This window comes from Leclercia adecarboxylata, assembly GCF_006171285.1.
GTDB lineage: Bacteria > Pseudomonadota > Gammaproteobacteria > Enterobacterales > Enterobacteriaceae > Enterobacter > Enterobacter barmai.
Map to the genome: position 1 here is coordinate 399,893 of NZ_CP040889.1, position 21,686 is coordinate 421,578.

Below are 21,686 nucleotides of genomic sequence, written 5' to 3' on the forward strand. Positions count from 1 at the left end.
CTGTTCTTTTCCGCCAGGATTACTGATAATTGTTATAGCATTACATTTATCACCCTGGAGCACCTGTGACTAAAACCAACCTCATTACTGGCTTTCTCGGTAGCGGGAAAACCACGTCGATACTGCACCTGCTGGCCAATAAAGATCCCGACGAAAAATGGGCGGTGCTGGTCAATGAATTTGGCGAAATAGGCATCGATGGCGCGCTGCTGGCCGACAACGGGGCGCTGGTAAAGGAGATCCCGGGTGGATGCATGTGCTGCGTGAACGGCCTGCCGATGCAGGTGGGGCTCAATACCCTGCTGCGCCAGGGCAAGCCAGACCGGCTGCTGATTGAACCCACCGGGCTCGGCCATCCTAAGCAGATCCTCGACCTGCTGACCGCGCCGGTCTATGAGCCGTGGATCGATTTGCGTGCCACCCTGTGCCTGCTCGATCCCCGTCAGCTGCTGGACGAAAAATTTGTCCACAACGAAAACTTCCGCGATCAGCTGGCCGCCGCCGACATCATCATTGCCAATAAAGAAGATCGCGCCACGCCAGAGAGCCGCGCCGCGCTGGAGATCTGGTGGCAGCACTTCGGCGGAGAACGTCAGCTGGCGCACGCTACTCAGGGGAACGTGGATAACGCCCTGCTTGACCTGCCGCGGCGCAATGTTGCTGAACTGCCCACCAGCGCAGCCCATGCCCACAGCCACGGCGAAAAGCAGGGTCTGGCGGCGCTGAGCCTGCCCGCACACCAGCGCTGGCGTCGCAGCCTGAACAGCGGTCAGGGCCATCAGGCCTGCGGCTGGGTATTCGATGCCGATACCTGCTTCGACACCATCGGTTTACTGGAGTGGGCGCGCCTTGCCCCGGTTGAACGGGTGAAGGGGGTGATGCGTACGCCCGACGGGCTGGTGCGAATCAATCGTCAGGGGGCAGATTTCTTCATCGAAACGCAGGGTGTGGCGCCGCCGGATAGCCGAATAGAGTTAATTAGTGCGGTTAACACCGACTGGAACGCCTTACAGTCCAGCTTGTTGAAGCTTCGTTTAAGTTCGGGCAACTAACGTTGCCCTGTTTTAACTGTTAACGGCGTGATGATGAAAACCCGACTAATACCCATTTTGTTGCTCAATTTTGCCGGTGTGGCGCTCTTTTTATCCTGGTATCTGCCGGCCAACCACGGTTTCTGGTTCCCGCTGGACAGCGGGATCTTCCACTTCTTCAACCACAAGCTGGTTGAGAGCCGCGCTTTCCTGTGGCTGGTGGCTATCACCAACAACCGTGCCTTTGACGGCTGCTCGCTGCTGGCGATGGGCGCGTTGATGTTCGCCTTCTGGCGTAACGAGAGCCCTGCCGGGCGTCGGCGTATTCTGATGATTGGCCTGGTGATGCTGCTGACCGCGGTGGTTCTGAACCAGCTGGCGCAGGCCTTTATTCCGGTGAAACGCTCAAGTCCGACACTATTTTTCCCGGATATCTACCGCGTCAGCGAATTGCTGCATATTTCGACAAAAGACGCATCGAAAGACAGTTTCCCGGGCGATCACGGAATGATGCTGCTTATTTTCACCGCTTTTATGTGGCGTTATTTCGGTCATAAGACTTTCGCATTAGCCCTGATTATTTTTGTGGTTTTCGCTTTCCCGCGAGTAATGATCGGCGCGCACTGGTTCACTGATATTGCCGTCGGGTCGCTTTCGGTGGCTTTGATTGGCCTTCCATGGTGCCTTATGACGCCGTTGAGCGATCGATTAATAGCCTTGTTTGATCGCTATTTGCCTGGCAAATACAACAATTCCAAAACAAGTTACTAACAGAAATTAACTATAACTAACAGGGATCGTTATCGATCCCTGATTAGTTTCTCCCCTGACATAACGGCCGCCGTCATCTTCCTGTCACATTAATCACGTTAGAAATTAACACGTTGAGCATTCCTTAACCTAAATTCGCCTGTTTTTTCGCTATCCCGTCAACTGACTTTTGCTATCACATTTACTTATAAAAAACTGCGTATTTTTGCTCGCAATGCCTGGCTCAATCAGGTAATCTCAGACTCGTTTTACCTCAGCGCTACAATTATTATCGTTGTAAATAAATTTGTGCGATTCGCCACAGATTTGACCATAAAGAATTGTCTGATAGTGCGCAGGTATTTAGTCTCGTCTCGCTTGGCATTTTTTATAACGATATTTGTCGTTAAGGACTTCAAGGGAATATAAACAACATGGTCAAATCTCAACCGATCTTGAGATACTTCTCACGGGTAATCCCGGCGATTGCAGTCGCGGTTCTGCTTTCAGCTTGTAGCGCATCGAACACCGCAAAGAATATGCATCCTGAGACGCGTGTTGTGGGGTCAGAAGACGCCTCTTCACTGCAAGCCTCTCAGGATGAATTTGAAAAGATGGTCAGCAATCTGGATATCAAATCCCGATTAATGGACCAGTATGCCAGCTGGAAAGGCGTGCGCTATCGCCTTGGCGGCGAAACACGTAAAGGCATCGATTGTTCCGGTTTCGTACAGCGTACGTTCCGCGAGCAGTTTGGTTTAGAACTTCCACGTTCAACTTATGAACAACAGGAAATGGGCAAATCGATTTCGCGTAGCAGCTTACGCACCGGCGATTTAGTTCTGTTCCGTGCGGGTTCAACCGGCCGTCATGTCGGCATCTATATCGGTAACGACCAGTTTGTCCACGCGTCCACCAGCAGCGGTGTGACGATCTCCAGTATGAACGAGCCATACTGGAAGAAGCGCTATAACGAAGCGCGCCGTGTACTGACTCGCAGTTAACCGCCTGTGCTGTCCGTTTCCCTTGGCTGACAGCATGGTAAAAAGCACTGCTATTGCAGTGCTTTTTTTTTATCGCGATTCGCGATAATTCTGGAGTTCTCGTTCCAGGCTATAGTCTTGTAGTAGCGTGAGTTTAGCCGTCATGATAACGCGGGCGGCACATCAGGATCCCATAACATTTATGTTTACCCGCCATTTATCGTCCCGCCGAAAAGTGCTGATGCTCAGCATGCTTTCAGCTCTTATTGTCGCCCTGCTCTGCGGCGGTATGCAGTTTTTTTACAGCTACCATAAGCGCGACGTGAAATACGACAACCTGATTAGCGACCTTCGCGTGTACATGGAAAGTTATTTTGAAGAGCTGCAGACTTCTATTGATAAATTACAGCCGCTGACGCTCAGCGAGTGCAAGGACGTCAAATCTGAACTCACTTCCCGCGCCTCATTCAGTCTTAACGTCCGCGCCTTTCTGCTGGTTAAAGATAAAATGGCTTTTTGCTCGTCAGCCACCGGTCCTATGCATGTCCCGCTTAACGAACTTGTGCCAGATATCGACGTTAATAAAGCGGTAGACATGGCCCTGTTGCCGGGTACACCGATGATGCCGGAAAAACCGGCCATTGTGTTGTGGCATCGTAATCAGCTGATTAAAGACGGCGGCGTATTTACCTCCATTAACCTCAATCTGACGCCGTACCTGCTCTATACCGCCCGTCAGGATGAGTTCGCCGGGATTGCCCTTATCATCGGCAATACGGCTTTTTCGACGCATTCAACCCGGTTAATCCATATTAAAGATTTAGACGACAGGCCTCTGCGTTCAAGCCAGATAAAGGGACTGCCGCTCACCATTAATCTGTACGGCGACATCTGGACGGCGGAAGATCTGATCTTCGCGCTACTGTTCGGCCTGCTGTGCGGCTCCAGTATTGGGCTGCTCTGCTTCTTCTGGCTGATGATGCGCGCCAATCCGCGTAAAGAGATCCTCACCGGTATCAAGCAGAATCAGTTTCATGTGGTGTACCAGCCGGTGGTGGATTCGAAGGATTTGCAGATGCGGGGCGTGGAGGTGCTGATGCGCTGGCAACATCCCGGCGCAGGGGCTATCCCGCCGGATGCCTTTATTAACTTCGCCGAGGCCCAGCAGCTTATTGTGCCGCTGACGCTGCATCTCTTCGACCTGATCCGCCGCGACGCACCGGCCCTGGCTAAACGGCTGCCGCCAGGTTCCAAGCTGGGCATTAATATTTCGCCCGGGCATCTGCACGCCGACAGCTTTAAAGACGATATGCGTCAATTCGCCGCCTCGCTGCCGCCGGATCATTTCCAGATTGTGCTCGAAATTACCGAACGCGATATGCTGAATCAGCGGGAAGCGACCAGGCTGTTTGAGTGGCTACATCTGGAAGGTTTTGAAATCGCCGTGGATGATTTTGGTACCGGGCACAGCGCCCTGATCTACCTTGAGCATTTCACCATGGACTATCTGAAAATCGACCGCGGCTTTGTGAGCGCCATCGGGATGGAAACCGTTACCTCTCCGGTGCTGGATGCGGTGCTGACCCTGGCGCGACGGCTGAACATGGTGACGGTCGCAGAAGGTGTCGAGACCGCCGAGCAGGCGAAATGGCTGCGCGATCACGGCGTTAATCTGCTGCAGGGGTACTGGATAAGCCGCCCGTTGATTCTGGAGCAGTTCCTGAGCTGGAAACCTGATATTCACCTTGATAGCGAATAATTTCCCAACCACCGCTGCGTCACTTATCATTCAGGTATCCTGCCCGTCGAGAATATAGAAGGAAAACGTAGCGGAATGATTGTGCGTATGATGTTGCTGCTGGTGGCGTTGATGAGCGGGTTCAGTCAGGCGCAAACCATTAAAGAGAGCTACGCGTTCGCGGTGATTGGCGAGCCTAAATACGCTATCAATTTCGATCATTACGATTACGTCAATCCTGCCGCGCCAAAAGGCGGCGCTGTCACCCTGGCGGCGAACGGCACCTTTGATAACTTCAACCGTTATGCCCTGCGCGGCGTAGCGGCAGAGCGCACCGACGCCCTCTACGATACCCTCTTTACCACCTCCGACGATGAACCCGGCAGCTATTATCCCCTGGTGGCCGAAACCGCGCGTTATGCAGATGATTTTTCCTGGATGGAGCTTACCATCAACCCGCTGGCGCGTTTTCACGACGGGACGCCGGTCAGGGCCAGCGATATCGCCTTCACCTTCCATAAATTTATGACCGAAGGCGTGCCGCAGTTCCGGCTGGTCTATAAAGGGGCGACGATCACGGCCATCGCGCCGCTGACGGTGCGCATCGCCCTTACCAGCCCTAATAAAGAGGATATGCTGAGCCTGCTGACCCTGCCGGTAATGCCGGAGAAGTTCTGGAAAGATCACAAGCTCAGCGACCCGCTCTCTAAACCGCCGCTGGCCGGTGGGCCCTACCGCATCACCCGCTGGAAGATGGGGCAGTATGTGATCTATTCCCGTGTAAAAGATTACTGGGCGGCAAACCTGCCGGTAAACCGGGGCCGCTGGAATTTCGACACCCTGCGCTACGACTACTATCTGGACGACAACGTGGCCTTCGAAGCCTTTAAAGCGGGTGCGTTTGATATGCGGGTCGAAAGCAGCGCCAAAAACTGGGCCACCCGCTACAAGGGCAGGAATTTTGACCGGGGCTATATCGTGAAAGAGTCCTTCAAAAATGATTCAGCCCAGGACACGCGCTGGCTGGCGTTTAATATTCAGCGCCCGGTCTTTACCGACCGCCGCGTGCGCCAGGCCATTACTCTCGCCTTTGATTTCGAGTGGATGAACAAAGCGCTGTTTTACGGTGCCTACAGCCGGGCCAACAGCTATTTCCAGAATACCGAATATGCCGCAACGGGTTATCCGGATGCCGCTGAACTGACGCTTCTCGGGCCGCTCAAAAGCGCCGTTCCCCCGGAAGTCTTTACCAGCGTCTTTCAGCCCCCCGTCTCAAAAGGCGACGGCTACGATCGTGATAACCTGCTGAAAGCCAGCCAACTGCTGGATGAGGCGGGCTGGGAAATTAAAAATAAGCAGCGGGTCAGCAAGCAAACCGGTAAACCGCTCAGTTTTGAACTGCTGCTGCCCTCCGGGGGCAATAACCAATGGGTGCTGCCGTTCCAGCACAACCTGGAACGCCTCGGCATCGTCCTGAATATCCGCCAGGTGGATAATTCACAGATCACCAACCGGATGCGCAACCGCGATTACGACATGATGCCGCGCCTGTGGCGGGCAACGCCGTGGCCCAGTACTGACCTGCAGATTTCATGGGCCTCTCAGTATATTGATTCCACTTATAACTCACCGGGGGTGAAAAACCCGGCGGTGGATAACCTGATCGCCCAAATCGTCGCCGCGCAGGGGGATAAAGCCAAACTGCTGCCTCTCGGGCGCGCGCTGGATCGGGTGTTAACCTGGAACTATTACATGCTGCCAATGTGGTTTATGGGGGAAGACAGGGTTGCCCGCTGGGATAAATTCTCCCTTCCCGCCCAGCGCCCGGTCTATTCCCTCGGGTTTGATAACTGGTGGTATGACGTTAACAAAGCGGCGAAATTACCCGCCGAACGGCGTTAAGGGATCGCAATGGGCGCTTATTTACTTCGTCGTTTACTGCTGGTGATCCCCACCCTGTGGGCGATCATCACCATCAACTTTTTTATCGTGCAGATTGCCCCCGGCGGGCCGGTGGATCAGGCCATTGCCGCCATTGAATTTGGCAACAGCGGTGCGATGCCCGGCGGAGGCGATGAGGGGATGCGCGCCAGCCATGCCCGCACCGGGGTGGGCAACATCAATGAGAGCCACTATCGCGGCGGGCGCGGCCTCGATCCCGAGGTGATCGCTGAGATCACCCAGCGTTACGGCTTTGATAAGCCGATCCATGAGCGCTACTTCAAAATGCTGGGAGATTACCTGCGCTTTGATTTTGGCGACAGCCTGTTTCGCAGCGCGTCGGTGCTGCATCTGATCAAAGAGAGCCTGCCGGTCTCCGTTACGCTCGGGCTGTGGGGTACGCTGATCATCTACCTGGTGTCGATCCCGCTCGGCATCCGTAAAGCGATGGATAACGGCAGCCGGTTCGATATCTGGAGCAGCACCTTCATTATTATTGGCTATGCCATTCCGGCCTTCCTGTTTGCCGTGCTGCTGATTGTCTTTTTCGCGGGCGGCAGCTACTTCGACCTCTTCCCGCTGCGCGGCCTGGTTTCCACCGATTTCGACACGCTGCCCTGGTATCAGAAGATCGCCGATTACCTGTGGCACATCACCCTGCCGGTGCTGGCGACGGTGATCGGCGGATTTGCGGCGCTGACCATGCTGACCAAAAACGCTTTTCTCGACGAGATCCGCAAGCAGTACGTGGTGACCGCCCGCGCCAAAGGGGTGAGCGAGCGGCGCATCCTGTGGAAACACATTTTTCGCAATGCCATGCTGCTGGTGATCGCCGGATTTCCGGCCACCTTTATCAGCATGTTCTTTACCGGCTCCCTGCTTATTGAGGTGATGTTCTCCCTCAACGGCCTGGGTCTGCTGGGCTACGAGGCCACCGTCTCGCGGGACTATCCGGTGATGTTTGGCACGCTCTATATTTTCACCCTGATTGGCCTGCTGCTGAATATCCTCAGTGATATCTGCTATACGCTGGTCGATCCGCGTATTGATTTTGAGGGTCGCTGATGCCGCGCTTAAGCCCCATCAACCAGGCCCGCTGGGCTCGCTTTCGCCACAACCGCCGCGGCTACTGGTCGCTGTGGATCTTCGCCCTGTTTTTTGCCCTGAGCCTGTGCTCGGAGATCATCGCCAACGACAAGCCGCTGCTGGTGCACTTTAACGATCGCTGGTACGTCCCGGTGCTCAAAAACTACAGCGAGAGCGACTTTGGCGGCCCCTTCGCCACCGCGGCGGATTATCAGGACCCGTGGCTACAGGCGCAGTTAAACGAGCACGGCTGGGTGCTGTGGACCCCGGTCCGCTTTGGTGCCAACAGCATTAACTTTGCCACCACCACCCCATTCCCGTCGCCACCCTCGGCGCAAAACTGGCTGGGCACCGATGCCAACGGCGGCGATGTGCTGGCGCGCATTCTGTACGGGACGCGAATTTCCATTCTGTTTGGCCTGATGCTGACCCTTTTTTCCAGCGTGATGGGGGTACTGGCGGGAGCGATCCAGGGCTATTACGGCGGCAGGATCGACCTCTGGGGACAGCGATTTATCGAAGTGTGGTCCGGCATGCCGACGCTGTTCTTAATCATTCTGCTCTCAAGCGTGGTGCAGCCCAACTTCTGGTGGCTGCTGGCTATCACGGTACTGTTTGGCTGGATGGCGCTGGTGGGCGTGGTGCGGGCGGAATTTCTGCGCACCCGCAACTTCGATTATATCCGCGCGGCCCAGGCGCTGGGGGTAAGCGACCGCGGGATCATTTTCCGCCACATGCTGCCGAACGCCATGGTGGCGACGTTAACCTTCCTGCCGTTTATTCTGTGCAGTTCCATCACCACCCTCACCTCCCTCGATTTTCTCGGCTTCGGCCTGCCGCTGGGCTCGCCTTCGCTGGGGGAACTGCTGTTGCAGGGTAAAAATAATTTGCAGGCGCCGTGGCTCGGGATCACCGCCTTTCTCTCCGTCGCCGTGCTGCTCTCATTGCTGATTTTTATTGGCGAAGCGGTCCGTGACGCTTTTGACCCGAATAAGGCGGTGTAAGATGACGCAGCCCCTGCTCCATATCGACGCGCTCTCCATTGCCTTTCGCCAGCAGGGCGAAGTGCGCACCGTGGTGAACGATATCTCCCTGAAAATTGATGCCGGTGAGACGCTGGCGCTGGTGGGTGAATCGGGTTCCGGTAAGAGCGTCACAGCCCTGTCCATACTGCGTCTGCTGCCTGCCCCGCCGGTGGTCTATCCTCAGGGCGATATTCTGTTTAACGGCCAGTCGCTGCTGCATGCCGACGAGCGCACCCTGCGCGGCGTGCGCGGGAATAAGATCGCCATGATCTTCCAGGAGCCAATGGTGTCGCTGAATCCGCTGCACACGCTCGAAAAACAGCTCTATGAGGTCCTCTCCCTGCATCGCGGGATGCGCAAGGAGGCCGCCCGGGGTGAAATACTCGACTGCCTGGAGCGCACCGGGATCCGCAACGCCGCAAAACGGCTCGGCGATTTTCCGCATCAGCTTTCCGGGGGGGAACGCCAGCGGGTGATGATCGCCATGGCGCTGCTGACGCGCCCGGAGCTGCTGATCGCCGACGAGCCGACCACCGCGCTGGACGTCACGGTGCAGGCGCAGATCCTGCAATTGTTACGCGAGCTGCGCGACGAGCTGAACATGAGCCTGCTGTTTATCACCCACAATCTCAGCATCGTGAAAAAGCTGGCCGACCAGGTGGCGGTAATGCAGAACGGCCGCTGCGTGGAGCAGAACCGCGCCGCGTCGCTGTTAGCCGCGCCGCAGCATCCCTACACCCAGCGACTTCTCAACAGCGAGCCCGCCGGGGATCCCGTCCCGCTGCCGGAGGCTGCTCAGCCTTTGCTGCGCGTGAAGGATCTCTCGGTGGCGTTTCCGGTGCGCAAAGGCATCCTGCGCCGGGTGGTGGACAACAAGCGGGTGCTGAACAACGTCAGCTTTACCCTGCGTCCCGGCGAGACCCTGGGGCTGGTGGGCGAATCGGGATCCGGCAAGAGCACCACCGGGCTGGCGCTGTTACGCCTGATCGCCTCGAAGGGGGAGATTTTATTTGACGATCGCCCTCTGCATGAGTGGGATCGCCGCCAGATGCTCCCTGTCCGCCACCGGATGCAGGTGGTTTTCCAGGATCCTAACTCTTCTCTTAACCCGCGCCTTAACGTGCAGCAGATTATTGAGGAGGGGCTGCGCGTCCATCAGCCCGGGCTCAGCGTGCAGGCACGCGAAGAAGAAGTCATTCGGGTGATGGGGGAAGTGGGACTGGATCCGCAGACCCGGCATCGCTACCCGGCCGCCTTTTCCGGTGGCCAGCGCCAGCGCATCGCCATTGCCCGGGCGCTAATCCTGCGCCCGGAGCTGATTATTCTCGATGAACCGACGTCGTCCCTCGACAAAACCGTGCAGGCGCAGATTCTGGCGCTGCTGAAAGGTCTGCAGCAAAAACACCGCTTAGCCTATATCTTCATCAGCCACGATTTACAGGTGGTACGGGCGCTATGTCACCAGGTGATTGTGTTACGTCAGGGAGAGGTGGTCGAGCAGGGAGACTGTCAGCGCGTGTTTGCCGCGCCGACGCAGGAGTATACGCGTCAGCTGTTAGCGTTACGCTGACGCTTCAGAAAGGATTCTGACCCGAGAAAGGCTCGGCGATAGCCACACCGACGTTTTTCAGGCGGCAGGTTGCCGCGAACTCATCCTGGCTTTTCACGAACAGGCACGGCTCGCCTTCGCACTCCAGCACCGAGCTGTAAAGCTCAATGTCGGTCAGCGCCTGGCTCAGCTTTTCCATCAACGGCCACGCGTTGCCCTCTTCCGGGCTCAGCAGCTTAAGAGCCACCAGACAGTTATCAGGATTTGTTCCGCTCTGCGGAATCGGTTCAACCTTCGAGCCTGCAAAACCCGCTGACCAGCGATAGCTCTGCGGCAAGCGATGCACAATTGAGAGCTGTAATGTATTCACGTTTGTTCCCCGGAAGCAAAATATACTTCACAATCTATTTACATTTATAGTAACACATCATCACTCACCTGCTCTGTTTTTAGTAAGAAAACGCTTACACCCAGTTTCCATGGGCGCTGACGTCTTATTTATCAGGGCTTTTTGTCAGTGTTTCAGGTTCATAGCGGCGCTATATGTACCCGTTTCTGTGATCTAACACAACCTTTTTAACTACAAAGATGTGACTATTTACATAAATAGATTTTACATAAAAGAAACAAACATGAGGTCAATGAACCGCCTTTTAATTGACCTGAATCAAAAAAGGGCCCCGTCAGGGCCCTTAATTGTGCATCAGTTCACCGATTTTCGCGGCCGACTGGCGTAGAGGCAGAAAACAATGGAGCCGGTGGCGCACAGCGCAATTGTCCAGAGCATCGGCCAGGCGCTGTTAAAGGTCGCCAGCGAAAGCAGTGCGCCGACAATAGCACCGATCCCGAAACGGAAGGTTCCCGCCAGCGAAGAGGCGGTTCCGGCCATGTGCGGGAACTCGTCGAGGATGACCGCCATGGCGTTGGACGAAACCATCGATATGCAGCCAACAAACGCCGCGATACCCACCACCAGCGCCCAGAACCCGACATCGAAGAAGGCAGTCACCACCATCCACACCGCCATCACGAACTGGATCCACAGCCCGATGCGGAACATGTTCAGCGCCCCTACCCGGCGAACGAAGCGGCTGTTAATCATCGTCAGCACGAAGATGAACACCACGTTCAGCGCGAAGTAATAGCCAAAGTGCTGCGGAGAAACATGGTTAAGCTCAATGTAGACAAACGGCCCGGCGCTGAGGAACGAGAACATCCCGGCAAAGCTGAAGCCGCTGGCCAGCATGTAGCTCAGCACGCGCTTATGACGAAACAGCGAGGCAAAATTGCCAAGCGTGGTGCGAATATGAAACTTCTGCCGGTGCTCGGCGGGCAGCGTCTCTTTAATAAAGAAGAAGATCATCGCCGAGGCCAGCAGGGCCGCCAGCGCCAGGATCCAGAAAATCGCGTGCCAGCTAAACCACACCAGCACCGCGCCCCCGACCATTGGCGCCACCAGCGGGGCCACGGTAGTGACCAGCATGACGAATGACATCATGCGGGAGAACTCTTCTTTCGGGTAGATATCACGCATCAGGGCGTTGATGACCACGCTTGCCGCCGCAGCCGCCAGGCCGTGGAAGAAACGCATCACAATCAGGTGATCGACGGACTGCGCCATGGCACAGGCCATCGCCGCGCCGGCGAACACCAGCGTGCCGCCCAGCACCACCGGTTTACGCCCAAGGCTGTCGGCCATTGGCCCGTAGAGCAGCTGCCCGAGCGCGAAACCGAGAATATAGCTGCTGAGGGTCATTTGCACGCTGCCTGCCGGCACGCCAAACTGCTGGGCGATCACCGGCAGCGCGGGCAGATACATGTCGATGGACAGCGGCATCAGCATGGCCAGCAGGCCAAGAATAAAGACAATGCTCAACGACGAGTGTGGCCTGGTGGTCACAGTTAGCTCCTGAAATTAGCGTGAAGAGAGGCCAACGCTGGCAATTTCTTCTTCCGTCAACGGGCGGTATTCACCCGGCTCAAGGTCCGGGTCGAGAGTGATATCCCCGATCCGTTCGCGATGCAGCCCGACAACGTGATTTCCCACGGCGGCAAACATGCGTTTAACCTGATGATAGCGCCCTTCGCTGATGGTCAGACGCACTTCGGTTGGGGTGATGACTTCCAGCACGGCGGGTTTGGTCAGATCTTTTTCATTATGCAGCTGCACGCCGTGGGCGAATTGTTCTGCCGTGCTGTCGCTCACCGGGTTTTCCAGGGTCACCAGATAGGTCTTCTCACAGTGGTGACGCGGGGAGGTGATGCGGTGCGACCACTGGCCGTCGTCGGTCATCAGCACCAGGCCGGTGGTATCGATATCCAGACGTCCGGCGGCATGCAGTTTGTGCGCGACGGGCTCATCAAGGAAATAGAGCACGGTAGGATGATCGGGATCGTCGGTGGAGCAGACATATCCTTCCGGTTTGTTCAACATGAAGTAACGCGGGCCAGTCTGCTGGATCAGCGCATTGCCTTCATATTCTACCTGTTGGTCAGGCTGGAGTTTGAACGCGCTGTCTCGCACAATATCGCCATCCACGGTGACGTGGCTGGCGCGGATCAGACGCCCGGCAATAGCGCGGCTTACGCCGAGTTGCTGAGCGATAAACTTATCAAGTCGCATGAAATATTTTAAGCCTTAAAGGTGCCAGGAGCCGGACAATGCGTCCGGAAAAGAAGCAGTCGGAAACAGCTCAGTATAACGGGCTCTGTGCGCCACTCAAGGGAAAAAGTTTCGTGGCATAATATAAGCGAGATAACCAAACCGAGACCCCATGACCTTTACACTTCGCCCCTACCAGCAGGAAGCCGTGGACGCCACCCTCGCCCACTTTCGTCAGCATAAAGAACCGGCGGCCATTGTGCTGCCCACCGGCGCAGGCAAAAGCCTGGTGATCGCCGAACTGGCGCGCCTGGCCCGTGGCCGCGTGCTGGTGCTGGCGCACGTCAAAGAGCTGGTGGCGCAAAACCATGCCAAGTATCTGGCCCTGGGTCTGGAGGCCGATATATTTGCCGCCGGGTTACAGCGTAAAGAGAGCCACGGCAAGGTGGTGTTCGGCAGCGTGCAGTCGGTGGCGCGCAACCTCGACAAATTTCAGAGTGAGTTCTCCCTGCTGATTGTGGACGAGTGTCATCGCATCAGCGATGACGACGACAGCCAGTATCAGCAGATCCTGAGCCATCTCAGGAGCGTCAATCCGCAGATCCGTCTGCTGGGGCTCACCGCCACGCCGTTCCGCCTCGGTAAAGGCTGGATATACCGTTTTCATTATCACGGCATGGTGCGCGGGAATGAAAACGCGCTGTTCCGGGACTGCATTTACGAGCTGCCGCTGCGCTACATGATTAAACATGGCTACCTGACGCCGCCGGAACGGCTGGACATGCCGGTGGTGCAGTATGATTTCAGCCGCCTGCAGGTGCAGAGTAACGGCCTGTTCAGCGAGGCCGACCTTAACCGCGAGCTGAAAAAGCAGGATCGTATTACCCCGCATATCATCAGCCAGATTATGGAGTTTGCCGCCACGCGCAAAGGGGTAATGATTTTTGCCGCCACCGTGGAGCACGCCAGGGAGATAACCGGCCTGCTGCCCGCCAGCGATGCGCGGCTGATCACCGGTGAAACGCCGGGCAGCGAGCGTGACCAGCTGATTGAAGCCTTTAAGGCGCAGCAGTTCCGCTATCTGGTCAATGTGTCAGTGCTTACTACCGGCTTTGATGCCCCGCACGTGGACCTGATAGCCATTCTGCGCCCGACCGAGTCCGTCAGCCTTTATCAGCAGATTGTGGGACGCGGCCTGCGCCTGGCCCCCGGAAAAACCGACTGTCTGATCCTGGATTACGCCGGTAACCCGCACGACCTTTATGCTCCGGAAGTGGGCGCGCCAAAAGGCAAAAGCGACAACGTACCGGTGCAGGTGTTTTGTCCCGCCTGCGGGTTTGCCAATACCTTCTGGGGTAAAACCACCTCTGACGGCACGTTAATCGAACACTTTGGCCGCCGCTGCCAGGGCTGGTTTGAAGATGACGAGGGCCATCGCGAACAGTGCGACTATCGCTTCCGCTTTAAAAACTGCCCGCAGTGCAATGCCGAGAACGATATCGCCGCCCGTCGATGCCGCACCTGCGATGCGGTGCTGGTCGATCCCGACGATATGCTGAAAGCGGCCCTGAAGCTGAAGGACGCGCTGGTGCTGCGCTGTAGCGGTATGGAGCTGGCGCAGGGTGCCGATGAGAAAGGCGAGTGGCTGAAAATAACCTATTACGATGAAGACGGCGCCGATGTAAGTGAGCGCTTCCGTCTGCAGACGCCCGCCCAGCGTACCGCCTTTGAACAGCTGTTTATCCGCCCGCATACCCGCACGCCCGGCGTGCCGCTGCGCTGGGCTACCGCCGGGGATATCCTTCATCAACAGCCGTTACTGCGCCACCCGGATTTTGTGGTGGCGCGGAAAAAAGGCCAGTTCTGGCAGGTACGTGAAAAGGTGTTTGATTATGAGGGCCGCTTCCGCCGCGCCAATGAATTGCGGGGATAACGGGACTTTTCATTGATGTAAAAGTCATTTGAGTATAAAATGCCGCCCGCTTCACATCCGTGAGGCAGAACACTCACCTGTTGCTGGGTCGCCTGTAGCAGGATTTTATATACAGAGAGAAATCAATGTTCACTATCAATGCAGAAGTACGTAAAGAGCAGGGTAAGGGTGCGAGCCGCCGCCTGCGTGCAGCTAACAAATTCCCGGCCATCATCTATGGCGGCGAAGCTGCTCCTGTCGCAATCGAACTGGACCACGACAAACTGTGGAACATGCAGGACAAAGCTGAGTTCTACAGCGAAGTTCTGACTATCGTTATCGACGGTAAAGAAGAGAAAGTTAAAGCTCAGGCAGTACAACGTCACGCTTACAAGCCAAAACTGTCTCACATCGACTTCGTTCGCGCGTAATCGCAAACCTGTCGAAAAAAAACCCCGCATCAGCGGGGTTTTTTTATGGCTGTTATTTGCCGCCGGAGGTGCGGCGCTGAAGCTGGTCGCGCAGGTTTGGCGGGGTGCCTTTAATGGTCAGCGTGTCGGTCGCCGGATCCCAGAAAATGCGCTCGCCGAGCAGCATGGCATCGAAATTAATGGTTAACCCGCCGCCGCTACCGGCAAATTTGGTCAGCTGACGCAGCGTACTGCGATCCGCCGGGAAGCTCTCTTCCAGCTCGTAACCCTTCTCTGCTGTAAACTCCTGGAAGCTCACTTCGCTGACGCCGGAAAGCTCTTTGGAGAGCGACTCCAGCTCGATCTCTTCGCCTGCCTGCAGTTGCTCGTTGCAGTAAGCATACACCTGCTGACGCACGTTCTGGCGTTCAGCTTTATCCAGCTCGGCTTCTGCGGTGAAGTCATCCACCGCCTGCAGCAGGCCTTTATTCTGTGCTTTGGCATTCAGGCCTTCGCTGGCACCGAGGAAATCCATAAAGAAATCGGCAACTTTGCGCCCTACCCGGCCTTTCAGGAAGGTGAGATAGCGGGTGGATTCCGGGTTGGTTTCCCACTCGGTCAGGTCGATACGCGCCACGATATCCGCATGGTTGATGTCCAGATAGTGGGTCGAGCTGATATCCAGCTGCTCATTGACGCGCATGCTGCTTAAGTTATTCAGCACCGCCACCAGCAGGTATTCGACCGCCAGGTAACGATAGTGGCAGAACAGAACGATCCCGCCATCGGCAAAGGGGTATTTTGCCAGCTCATCACGCAGGCGGCCGGTTGCCGCGCGGCTGAACGCGAGGAACTCTTCTTCGCCCTGACGCTGCAGGCGCAGCGCCTGCGCCAGCTCGCTCTCTTCACTGAACAGGCCGTAGGCTTTGTTTTTGGCACTGTAAACGCGGTGCAGCTCTGCCATCATGTCAACAACGGTAGGCGTCGGTTCCAGTAACGAATCGCGCAGCACCAGCTCAAGGGTTTGCTCATCACGCTTGATAAGCTGGTGCAGGGCAATCTGGTTGATATCCAGACTCATGATAAACTCTCCTTTTAGACCGGGCCGTATTCAACCACCCCGCAGTCATGTATGCAACCGAAGATAAAAAAGGGGAAAAAAAGCTGTTGCTACGGTAATATGTTGCCCTTTCCTCTACAAACAGATTTCGATTTATGCCACAACTCTCCCGCTATAGTGATGAACAAGTTGAACAAATGCTCAGTGAGCTGCTCAACGTACTGGAAAAACATAAGGCGCCGACCGACCTTTCCCTGATGGTGCTGGGAAATATGGTGACTAACCTTATCAATACCAGCGTTGCGCCGGCCCAGCGCCAGGCGATCGCGAAATCCTTCGCCCAGGCCTTACAGTCTTCGGTCAACGACGACCAGGCGCACTAAGGGAAACGAACCCGTTTATGGTGACGAATCGTCAGCGCTACCGTGAAAAAGTCTCCCAGATGGTTAGCTGGGGACACTGGTTTGCCCTGTTTAACATTCTGCTGGCCATGGTGCTTGGCAGTCGTTATCTGTTTGTCGCCGACTGGCCGACGACGCTTGCTGGACGCGTTTACTCCTGGATAAGCGTCATTGGCCATTTCAGCTTTCTGGTATTTGCCACCTATCTGCTGATCCTCTTCCCGCTGACGTTTATCGTCATGTCGCAGCGGCTGATGCGGTTTGTCTCCGCCATCCTCGCCACCGCAGGCATGACGCTGCTGCTGATCGACAGCGAGGTCTTTACCCGCTTCCACCTGCATCTTAATCCCGTCGTCTGGGAACTGGTGATCAATCCCGACCAGAACGAAACGGCGCGTGACTGGCAGCTGATGTTTATCAGCGTGCCCATAATCCTGCTGATTGAGATGCTGTTTGCCACCTGGAGCTGGCAAAAACTGCGCAGCCTGACGCGCCGCCGTCGCTACGCTAAACCGGTCGCCGCCCTGTTTTTCGTGGCCTTTATCGGCTCGCATTTCATGTATATCTGGGCGGACGCCAACTTCTACCGGCCGATCACCATGCAACGCGCAAACCTGCCGCTCTCCTATCCGATGACCGCCCGTCGCTTCCTCGAGAAACACGGCCTGCTGGATGCTCAGGAGTATCAGCGCCGCCTGATCGAACAAGGCGATCCTGAGGCCGTATCGGTGCAGTATCCACTGAGCGATCTGCGCTACCGTGACATGGGGCAGGGGCAGAACGTCCTGCTTATCACCGTCGATGGTCTTAACTATTCGCGCTTCGAAAAGCAAATGCCGACGCTGGCAGAGTTCGCCGATAAGAACATCAACTTTACCCAGCACATGAGCTCGGGTAACTCCAACGATGCCGGTATCTTTGGCCTGTTCTACGGCATTTCGCCGGGCTATATGGACGGCGTGCTGTCGTCGCGTATCCCTGCGGCGCTGATCACCGGGCTGAACCAGCAGGGCTACCAGCTGGGCCTCTTCTCCTCAGACGGCTTTAACAGCCCGCTGTACCGCCAGGCGCTGCTGTCTGATTTCTCTTTGCCAACAACGAAGAGCCAGTCCGACGAACAGACTGCCGGACAGTGGATCAACTGGCTTAACCGATATGCCCAGGACGATAACCGCTGGTTCTCCTGGATTGCCCTGAACGGCACAACGCTTGATAACAGCAACCAGAAAGCCTTCAACCGCCACTACGCCCAGGCCGCAGGCAATGTGGATAACCAGATTGCCCGGGTGCTGGACGCGCTGCGCGAATCCGGCAAGCTGGATAACACAGTAGTGGTGATCACCGCCGGACACGGCGTGCCGCTGGGTGATGAGGGTAATGGTGTCGACTGGGCGCGCCCTCGCCTGCACGTTCCTCTGGTGATCCACTGGCCTGGCACGCCATCGCAGCGCATTAACATGCTGACCGATCATAAGGATGTGATGACCACCCTGATGCAGCGTCTGCTCCACGTCAGCACGCCTGCCAATGAGTATTCTCAGGGTCAGGATCTGTTCAGCGCAACGCGTCGTCATAACTGGGTTACTGCCGCCAGCAATAATACGCTGGCCGTCACGACGCCAAACCTGACGCTGGTGCTGAGCAGCAACGGTAATTACAAAACCTATAACCCGCAGGGTGAGAAACTTGACGACCAGACGCCGCAGCTAAGCCTGCTGTTACAGGTGCTGACGGATGAGAAACGGTTCATCGCTAACTGATTTAAAATTAATCAGTTAGCCTGCGCCACACTTGCATTAAATGCGGAAATGGGTAGTATAAATTTCTCGTGTCGGCACGTAGCGCAGCCTGGTAGCGCATCGTCATGGGGTGGCGAGGGTCGAGAGTTCAAATCTCTCCGTGCCGACCAAAAATCCCAAAAAAACCAACCCATTGCGGTTGGTTTTTTTATGCCTGTGATATGAAGGGAACTACTTTTTAGCGATAAGCCAGCGGCTATTGAAATGGGCCTGATACCGGGCGAGAAGCTGCGGGTTGCCTTTGATGATCAGCACGTTTTCTGAGTTTTCAAACTCCGCCGATGCTGCAAAATTAAACGATCCTGTTTCAAGCGTTTCTCCGTCAACGATCATCATCTTGTCGTGCTGGATGTGGTAGTGATTGTCTTCCCTGATATTGACCCCGTTAGCCAGGGCCCAAACCACCGCTTTTTTACTGGTCCTGTTCTGGTTGCGCCGGTAGTCAATCACTGCCCTCACCCTGACGCCTCTCTTTTCAGCACTCACCAGCGCCTGCACGATGTCGGCGCTGCTGAAGGTATACGCCATCATATCTATCCTCGATTGGGCAGAATTGATGGCGTTAATAACTAAGGCTCTGGCCGATCCTTCAGGACTAAAACCCACCTGAATTGATTCAGAGGCATGAACGGCAGACCCGGCGCAAAGGCTAAGGGATGCGACCAGGGCGGTCGCAACGAAACCTGTTGATATCATTGATTTTGCTAAGAAAAAAATGTCAGTGAACTACAGTGGCGCTGGTAACAACATCAGCACTACTGATTTTTAAGGCCACGGTCTGCATACCCTTTACCCAGGTCAGCGGTTTTGTTTTTTTAAAACCATATCCCTCAAGCGCGTTGTAAGCAGCATCAACGTTTTGTCCACGAACGCTATCGCGCAGAAAGCTGTTCAGTTCAGCGGATTTCTGGTTCTCCGCCTTTGATTTATGAATGTCGCAGCTGCCGTCCATCTCATTTTGTTGATTACAACCGGAGCGTTCTAGCTGGGCGCGATACTTTGCGTTAATCGCCAGCGCCGGAGTTGATGCTATAGCGGAGAGCAGAACAACAAGCAGTAATTTCTTGACCATATCAGTTACCATCAGGAAAAAAGCGATATCAAAACAGCGGGTTATTAGCTTTATACGCATAACCTGACCTGTATAAATCAACGGATGTTAATTCGTAAAGAAAATTAGCATTACGTGCTATGATTCACAAACGAAATTGTTATTCTCATAAACTAATATGTTATTGATATGGGTCAGTGAGAGGTAATAAGGCATTATTTTTAAAAGATATTTTATAGTAGGGTGTCGCTATTGAGGGTGTTTCATATGAAATATGAATGGTTAGACCTAATTTATAAGTTACTGAGATCAATATTTATTCCTTCGCCGCACAACAATTGTAACTATGTGTGAGAAGCTCCAGTGTAATCACGTAACACTGACAATTTCGTCATCTTAATAACATGATTTTTCATTTATTTAACCGTTTCTCACAGGCGTGCCGGTAAAAAATATTAAAAAATGTATATGATAATTTCTAAAAATCCAGGAAAAAACTGATGATACATACTTCTACAATGAATTAAATAAAGATTAATTATTTCTTTTACAATTACATTCATCAAACAAATTGATACTGTTTGCGCCTCGCACCTATAAGTTTCAATAACATATAAAAAAGAAAAAATTTAGCCTCACGAATAACAAGTTTTAAATGAAACCATATTTAGAATAAATAACTCCAATAGAAAATCTTATTAGCCAGTTAAATATATAAGCATATTCCTGGCAATAAAATCCTGTGAAAATCTTTAACTACGATAGGGAAAAACGATTATACAAGTTCACCTCCCCCCCCTAATCTGCAGTCCGATTCCGGAGTTATGCGTCCAGGCTAATATTTCGAAATCTATTGAGTTTTGCTAAAGAACCTAATTAATAAAACTAACGTTATTAATATGCGTTCTTATATTTAGTGGTATTTAAAATGCTTCAGAAGTAATGCTTATGGATGAATACCATTACTTCAATATGTTGAATATTAAACGAAAGGAATAAAACGTGAAAAAATTAACACTGGTTGGTTGCGTAGCTGCTCTTGTTTGTTCTAACGCAATGGCGGATGTTACTGCTACCGCAACGGCTACCTGGGATGCAAGTGCAACTAAAGATACAACCAGCGCTCTGGTGGTCACCCCTCTGAAATCGCTGTCTTTCCAGTACGCCGAAGGCATCAAAGCGTTTAACACTCAGAACGGTGCTTTTGACATCACTGTAAAAGGCCAGTCTGGTGCGACCGACTTCGCACTGACTTCCCAGATTGTTACCAATACTCTGACCCGTACCACTGACTCTTCCACTCTGGACGTGGGCGTGAAATGGAATGGTGCCGCGCTGAGCAAAACCGCAGCGGTAACCATGATCGATACCGCTAACAACGTATCTGCAGGTCTGGATGCTCTGGCAGTCAGCACTGCTTACGCAGGTGCCAACCGTACTTCTACTCAGGGTAACTTCACTTTCGGTATCGACTCTGCTACCTCTGACGGTTCTACCGCAGCTCAGTTCGAAGACCTGAACGATGGTTACTGGAGCGGTGACGTGAAGGTTCAGTTCAACGCTGTATGGACTGTTGCCTCCGCTGCGTAATACATGCATTCGCATTAATACTCTATGGACAGAGAAAAGGAGACGATAAGTCTCCTTTTTAAAGTAAGGATACCCCGTGAAAAGAATTCATCTTTTTGCTCTTGTATTACCCTTCATCAGTACATTTTCAGCACAGGCAATTAACGTTGGTGATGTGACATCCATGATGACACCCGAGCGTAATAATCTGGCCAAAGAAATCCTGAACAACACTGATACAGCACGCTTCGTTAGTGTAAACGTTGAAAGAATCTCGTCCCCAATGGCAGGTGGAACCATTATGCCTATGGAAAGTAAGTCTGAAATACTTTCTACGCCAGCGAGTCTGATTTTACCCGGACATGCCAAAGAGAATTTCAGATTTATATATAACGGCCCCGCAGATGACAAAGAGCGCTATTATCGCTTGTCATGGACGGACGAACCTGTCTCGGAATATGGTGCCAGCGAGCATAAAAAAACAGGGCAAGCCACAACATCCGCTATTATTGGTACAATTCTGGTGGTGGCCCCACGCAAAGAAAAATTCAAATTTAAACGTAACGGCGATCGCATCACCAACACCGGTAATTCTTCATTCCGGGTAATCTCTTATGGACCGTGCAAAGATAAATCGAAAGACACAGGACAGGGATGTCGCGAAAGATATTACCTGATGCCTGGGGTTAGCGCAAAAATCACCCACACTGACCTGACAAATAAAAAAACACGTATTGGCATCTGGCATGGCGAGCAGTTAATTAATGCAGAATAGAGAT

At 54.1% G+C, this 21,686-nt stretch carries 20 protein-coding genes and 1 tRNA gene; 15 read left to right on the forward strand and 6 right to left on the reverse strand.

The window, feature by feature from the left end; translation table 11 throughout:
• Window positions 1–65 precede the first annotated feature (65 nt).
• The 8 genes from FHN83_RS03740 (at window position 66) to yejF (ending at window position 10,124) form a co-directional block, all read left to right on the forward strand.
• On the forward strand, window positions 66–1,052 hold the full coding sequence (locus FHN83_RS03740; RefSeq protein WP_138369900.1) for a CobW family GTP-binding protein: 987 nt from the start codon (window positions 66–68) through the stop codon (window positions 1,050–1,052).
• A gap of 33 nt (window positions 1,053–1,085) precedes the next feature.
• Window positions 1,086–1,802, forward strand: a complete 717-nt coding sequence (locus FHN83_RS03745) for a phosphatase PAP2 family protein (RefSeq protein WP_039031039.1) — start codon at window positions 1,086–1,088, stop codon at window positions 1,800–1,802.
• Window positions 1,803–2,215: 413 nt separating this feature from the next.
• Window positions 2,216–2,785 carry a bifunctional murein DD-endopeptidase/murein LD-carboxypeptidase gene (gene mepS / locus FHN83_RS03750; RefSeq protein ID WP_039031038.1) on the forward strand — a complete coding sequence of 190 codons (570 nt, stop codon included), beginning with the start codon at window positions 2,216–2,218 and terminating at the stop codon, window positions 2,783–2,785.
• 181 nt (window positions 2,786–2,966) lie between these two features.
• Complete coding sequence (locus FHN83_RS03755; protein ID WP_139563262.1) at window positions 2,967–4,523, forward strand: cyclic di-GMP phosphodiesterase; 1,557 nt, start codon at window positions 2,967–2,969, stop codon at window positions 4,521–4,523.
• A 75-nt stretch (window positions 4,524–4,598) separates the two neighbouring features.
• On the forward strand, window positions 4,599–6,404 hold the full coding sequence (locus FHN83_RS03760; protein WP_139563263.1) for an extracellular solute-binding protein: 1,806 nt from the start codon (window positions 4,599–4,601) through the stop codon (window positions 6,402–6,404).
• Between the two features lie 9 nt (window positions 6,405–6,413).
• Window positions 6,414–7,508, forward strand: coding sequence for a microcin C ABC transporter permease YejB (locus FHN83_RS03765; protein ID WP_139563264.1), 1,095 nt, complete (start codon window positions 6,414–6,416; stop codon window positions 7,506–7,508).
• Window positions 7,508–8,533 (forward strand): ABC transporter permease, encoded by a 1,026-nt coding sequence (locus FHN83_RS03770; RefSeq protein ID WP_039031034.1) that lies wholly within the window; start codon window positions 7,508–7,510, stop codon window positions 8,531–8,533. Before FHN83_RS03765 ends, FHN83_RS03770 begins: the two co-directional genes overlap by 1 nt.
• A gap of 1 nt (window position 8,534) precedes the next feature.
• Complete coding sequence (yejF, locus tag FHN83_RS03775; RefSeq protein WP_139563265.1) at window positions 8,535–10,124, forward strand: microcin C ABC transporter ATP-binding protein YejF; 1,590 nt, start codon at window positions 8,535–8,537, stop codon at window positions 10,122–10,124.
• 4 nt (window positions 10,125–10,128) lie between these two features.
• Here the strand turns inward: yejF and FHN83_RS03780 are convergent, their stop codons facing one another.
• The 3 genes from FHN83_RS03780 to rsuA all read right to left on the reverse strand — a co-directional run bounded on the left by FHN83_RS03780 (window position 10,129) and on the right by rsuA (window position 12,726).
• Window positions 10,129–10,473: a YejG family protein gene (locus FHN83_RS03780; protein ID WP_039031032.1), complete on the reverse strand. Its 345-nt coding sequence runs from the start codon at window positions 10,471–10,473 to the stop codon at window positions 10,129–10,131.
• Between the two features lie 333 nt (window positions 10,474–10,806).
• Complete coding sequence (locus FHN83_RS03785) at window positions 10,807–12,003, reverse strand: Bcr/CflA family multidrug efflux MFS transporter (protein WP_039031031.1); 1,197 nt, start codon at window positions 12,001–12,003, stop codon at window positions 10,807–10,809.
• Window positions 12,004–12,018: 15 nt separating this feature from the next.
• The gene (rsuA, locus tag FHN83_RS03790; RefSeq protein ID WP_039031030.1) at window positions 12,019–12,726 is read right to left on the reverse strand and encodes a 16S rRNA pseudouridine(516) synthase RsuA; all 708 of its coding nucleotides are present in this window, start codon (window positions 12,724–12,726) and stop codon (window positions 12,019–12,021) included.
• A 151-nt stretch (window positions 12,727–12,877) separates the two neighbouring features.
• Here rsuA and FHN83_RS03795 point away from each other — a divergent pair, with 151 nt between their 5' ends.
• Both FHN83_RS03795 and rplY read left to right on the forward strand, forming a co-directional pair.
• Window positions 12,878–14,638, forward strand: a complete 1,761-nt coding sequence (locus FHN83_RS03795) for a DEAD/DEAH box helicase (RefSeq protein ID WP_138369894.1) — start codon at window positions 12,878–12,880, stop codon at window positions 14,636–14,638.
• 125 nt (window positions 14,639–14,763) lie between these two features.
• A complete protein-coding gene (gene rplY, locus FHN83_RS03800) occupies window positions 14,764–15,048 on the forward strand; it encodes a 50S ribosomal protein L25 (protein WP_039031028.1) in 285 nt (94 codons plus the stop codon).
• Window positions 15,049–15,100: 52 nt separating this feature from the next.
• On the opposite strand, the gene yejK is transcribed toward rplY, so the two are convergent.
• The gene (yejK, locus tag FHN83_RS03805) at window positions 15,101–16,108 is read right to left on the reverse strand and encodes a nucleoid-associated protein YejK (RefSeq protein ID WP_039031027.1); all 1,008 of its coding nucleotides are present in this window, start codon (window positions 16,106–16,108) and stop codon (window positions 15,101–15,103) included.
• Window positions 16,109–16,242: 134 nt separating this feature from the next.
• On the opposite strand from yejK, the gene FHN83_RS03810 reads away from it, so the two are divergent.
• From FHN83_RS03810 to FHN83_RS03820, 3 genes are all read left to right on the forward strand, one after another.
• On the forward strand, window positions 16,243–16,470 hold the full coding sequence (locus FHN83_RS03810) for a YejL family protein (RefSeq protein WP_139563266.1): 228 nt from the start codon (window positions 16,243–16,245) through the stop codon (window positions 16,468–16,470).
• Between the two features lie 17 nt (window positions 16,471–16,487).
• A complete protein-coding gene (gene yejM, locus FHN83_RS03815; RefSeq protein ID WP_139563267.1) occupies window positions 16,488–18,248 on the forward strand; it encodes an LPS biosynthesis-modulating metalloenzyme YejM in 1,761 nt (586 codons plus the stop codon).
• A 72-nt stretch (window positions 18,249–18,320) separates the two neighbouring features.
• A tRNA-Pro gene (locus FHN83_RS03820) sits at window positions 18,321–18,397 on the forward strand.
• Between the two features lie 61 nt (window positions 18,398–18,458).
• Here FHN83_RS03820 and FHN83_RS03825 read toward each other — a convergent pair.
• Both FHN83_RS03825 and FHN83_RS03830 read right to left on the reverse strand, forming a co-directional pair.
• A complete protein-coding gene (locus FHN83_RS03825; protein WP_139563268.1) occupies window positions 18,459–18,983 on the reverse strand; it encodes a phospholipase D family protein in 525 nt (174 codons plus the stop codon).
• Between the two features lie 22 nt (window positions 18,984–19,005).
• Window positions 19,006–19,419, reverse strand: a complete 414-nt coding sequence (locus tag FHN83_RS03830) for a hypothetical protein (RefSeq protein ID WP_139563269.1) — start codon at window positions 19,417–19,419, stop codon at window positions 19,006–19,008.
• A gap of 921 nt (window positions 19,420–20,340) precedes the next feature.
• Between FHN83_RS03830 and ecpA the strand changes: the two genes are divergently transcribed.
• Together ecpA and FHN83_RS03840 are read left to right on the forward strand one after the other, a co-directional pair.
• Window positions 20,341–20,928, forward strand: a complete 588-nt coding sequence (gene ecpA, locus FHN83_RS03835; protein WP_139563270.1) for a common pilus major fimbrillin subunit EcpA — start codon at window positions 20,341–20,343, stop codon at window positions 20,926–20,928.
• A gap of 76 nt (window positions 20,929–21,004) precedes the next feature.
• Complete coding sequence (locus tag FHN83_RS03840; RefSeq protein WP_139563271.1) at window positions 21,005–21,682, forward strand: hypothetical protein; 678 nt, start codon at window positions 21,005–21,007, stop codon at window positions 21,680–21,682.
• Window positions 21,683–21,686 lie beyond the last annotated feature (4 nt).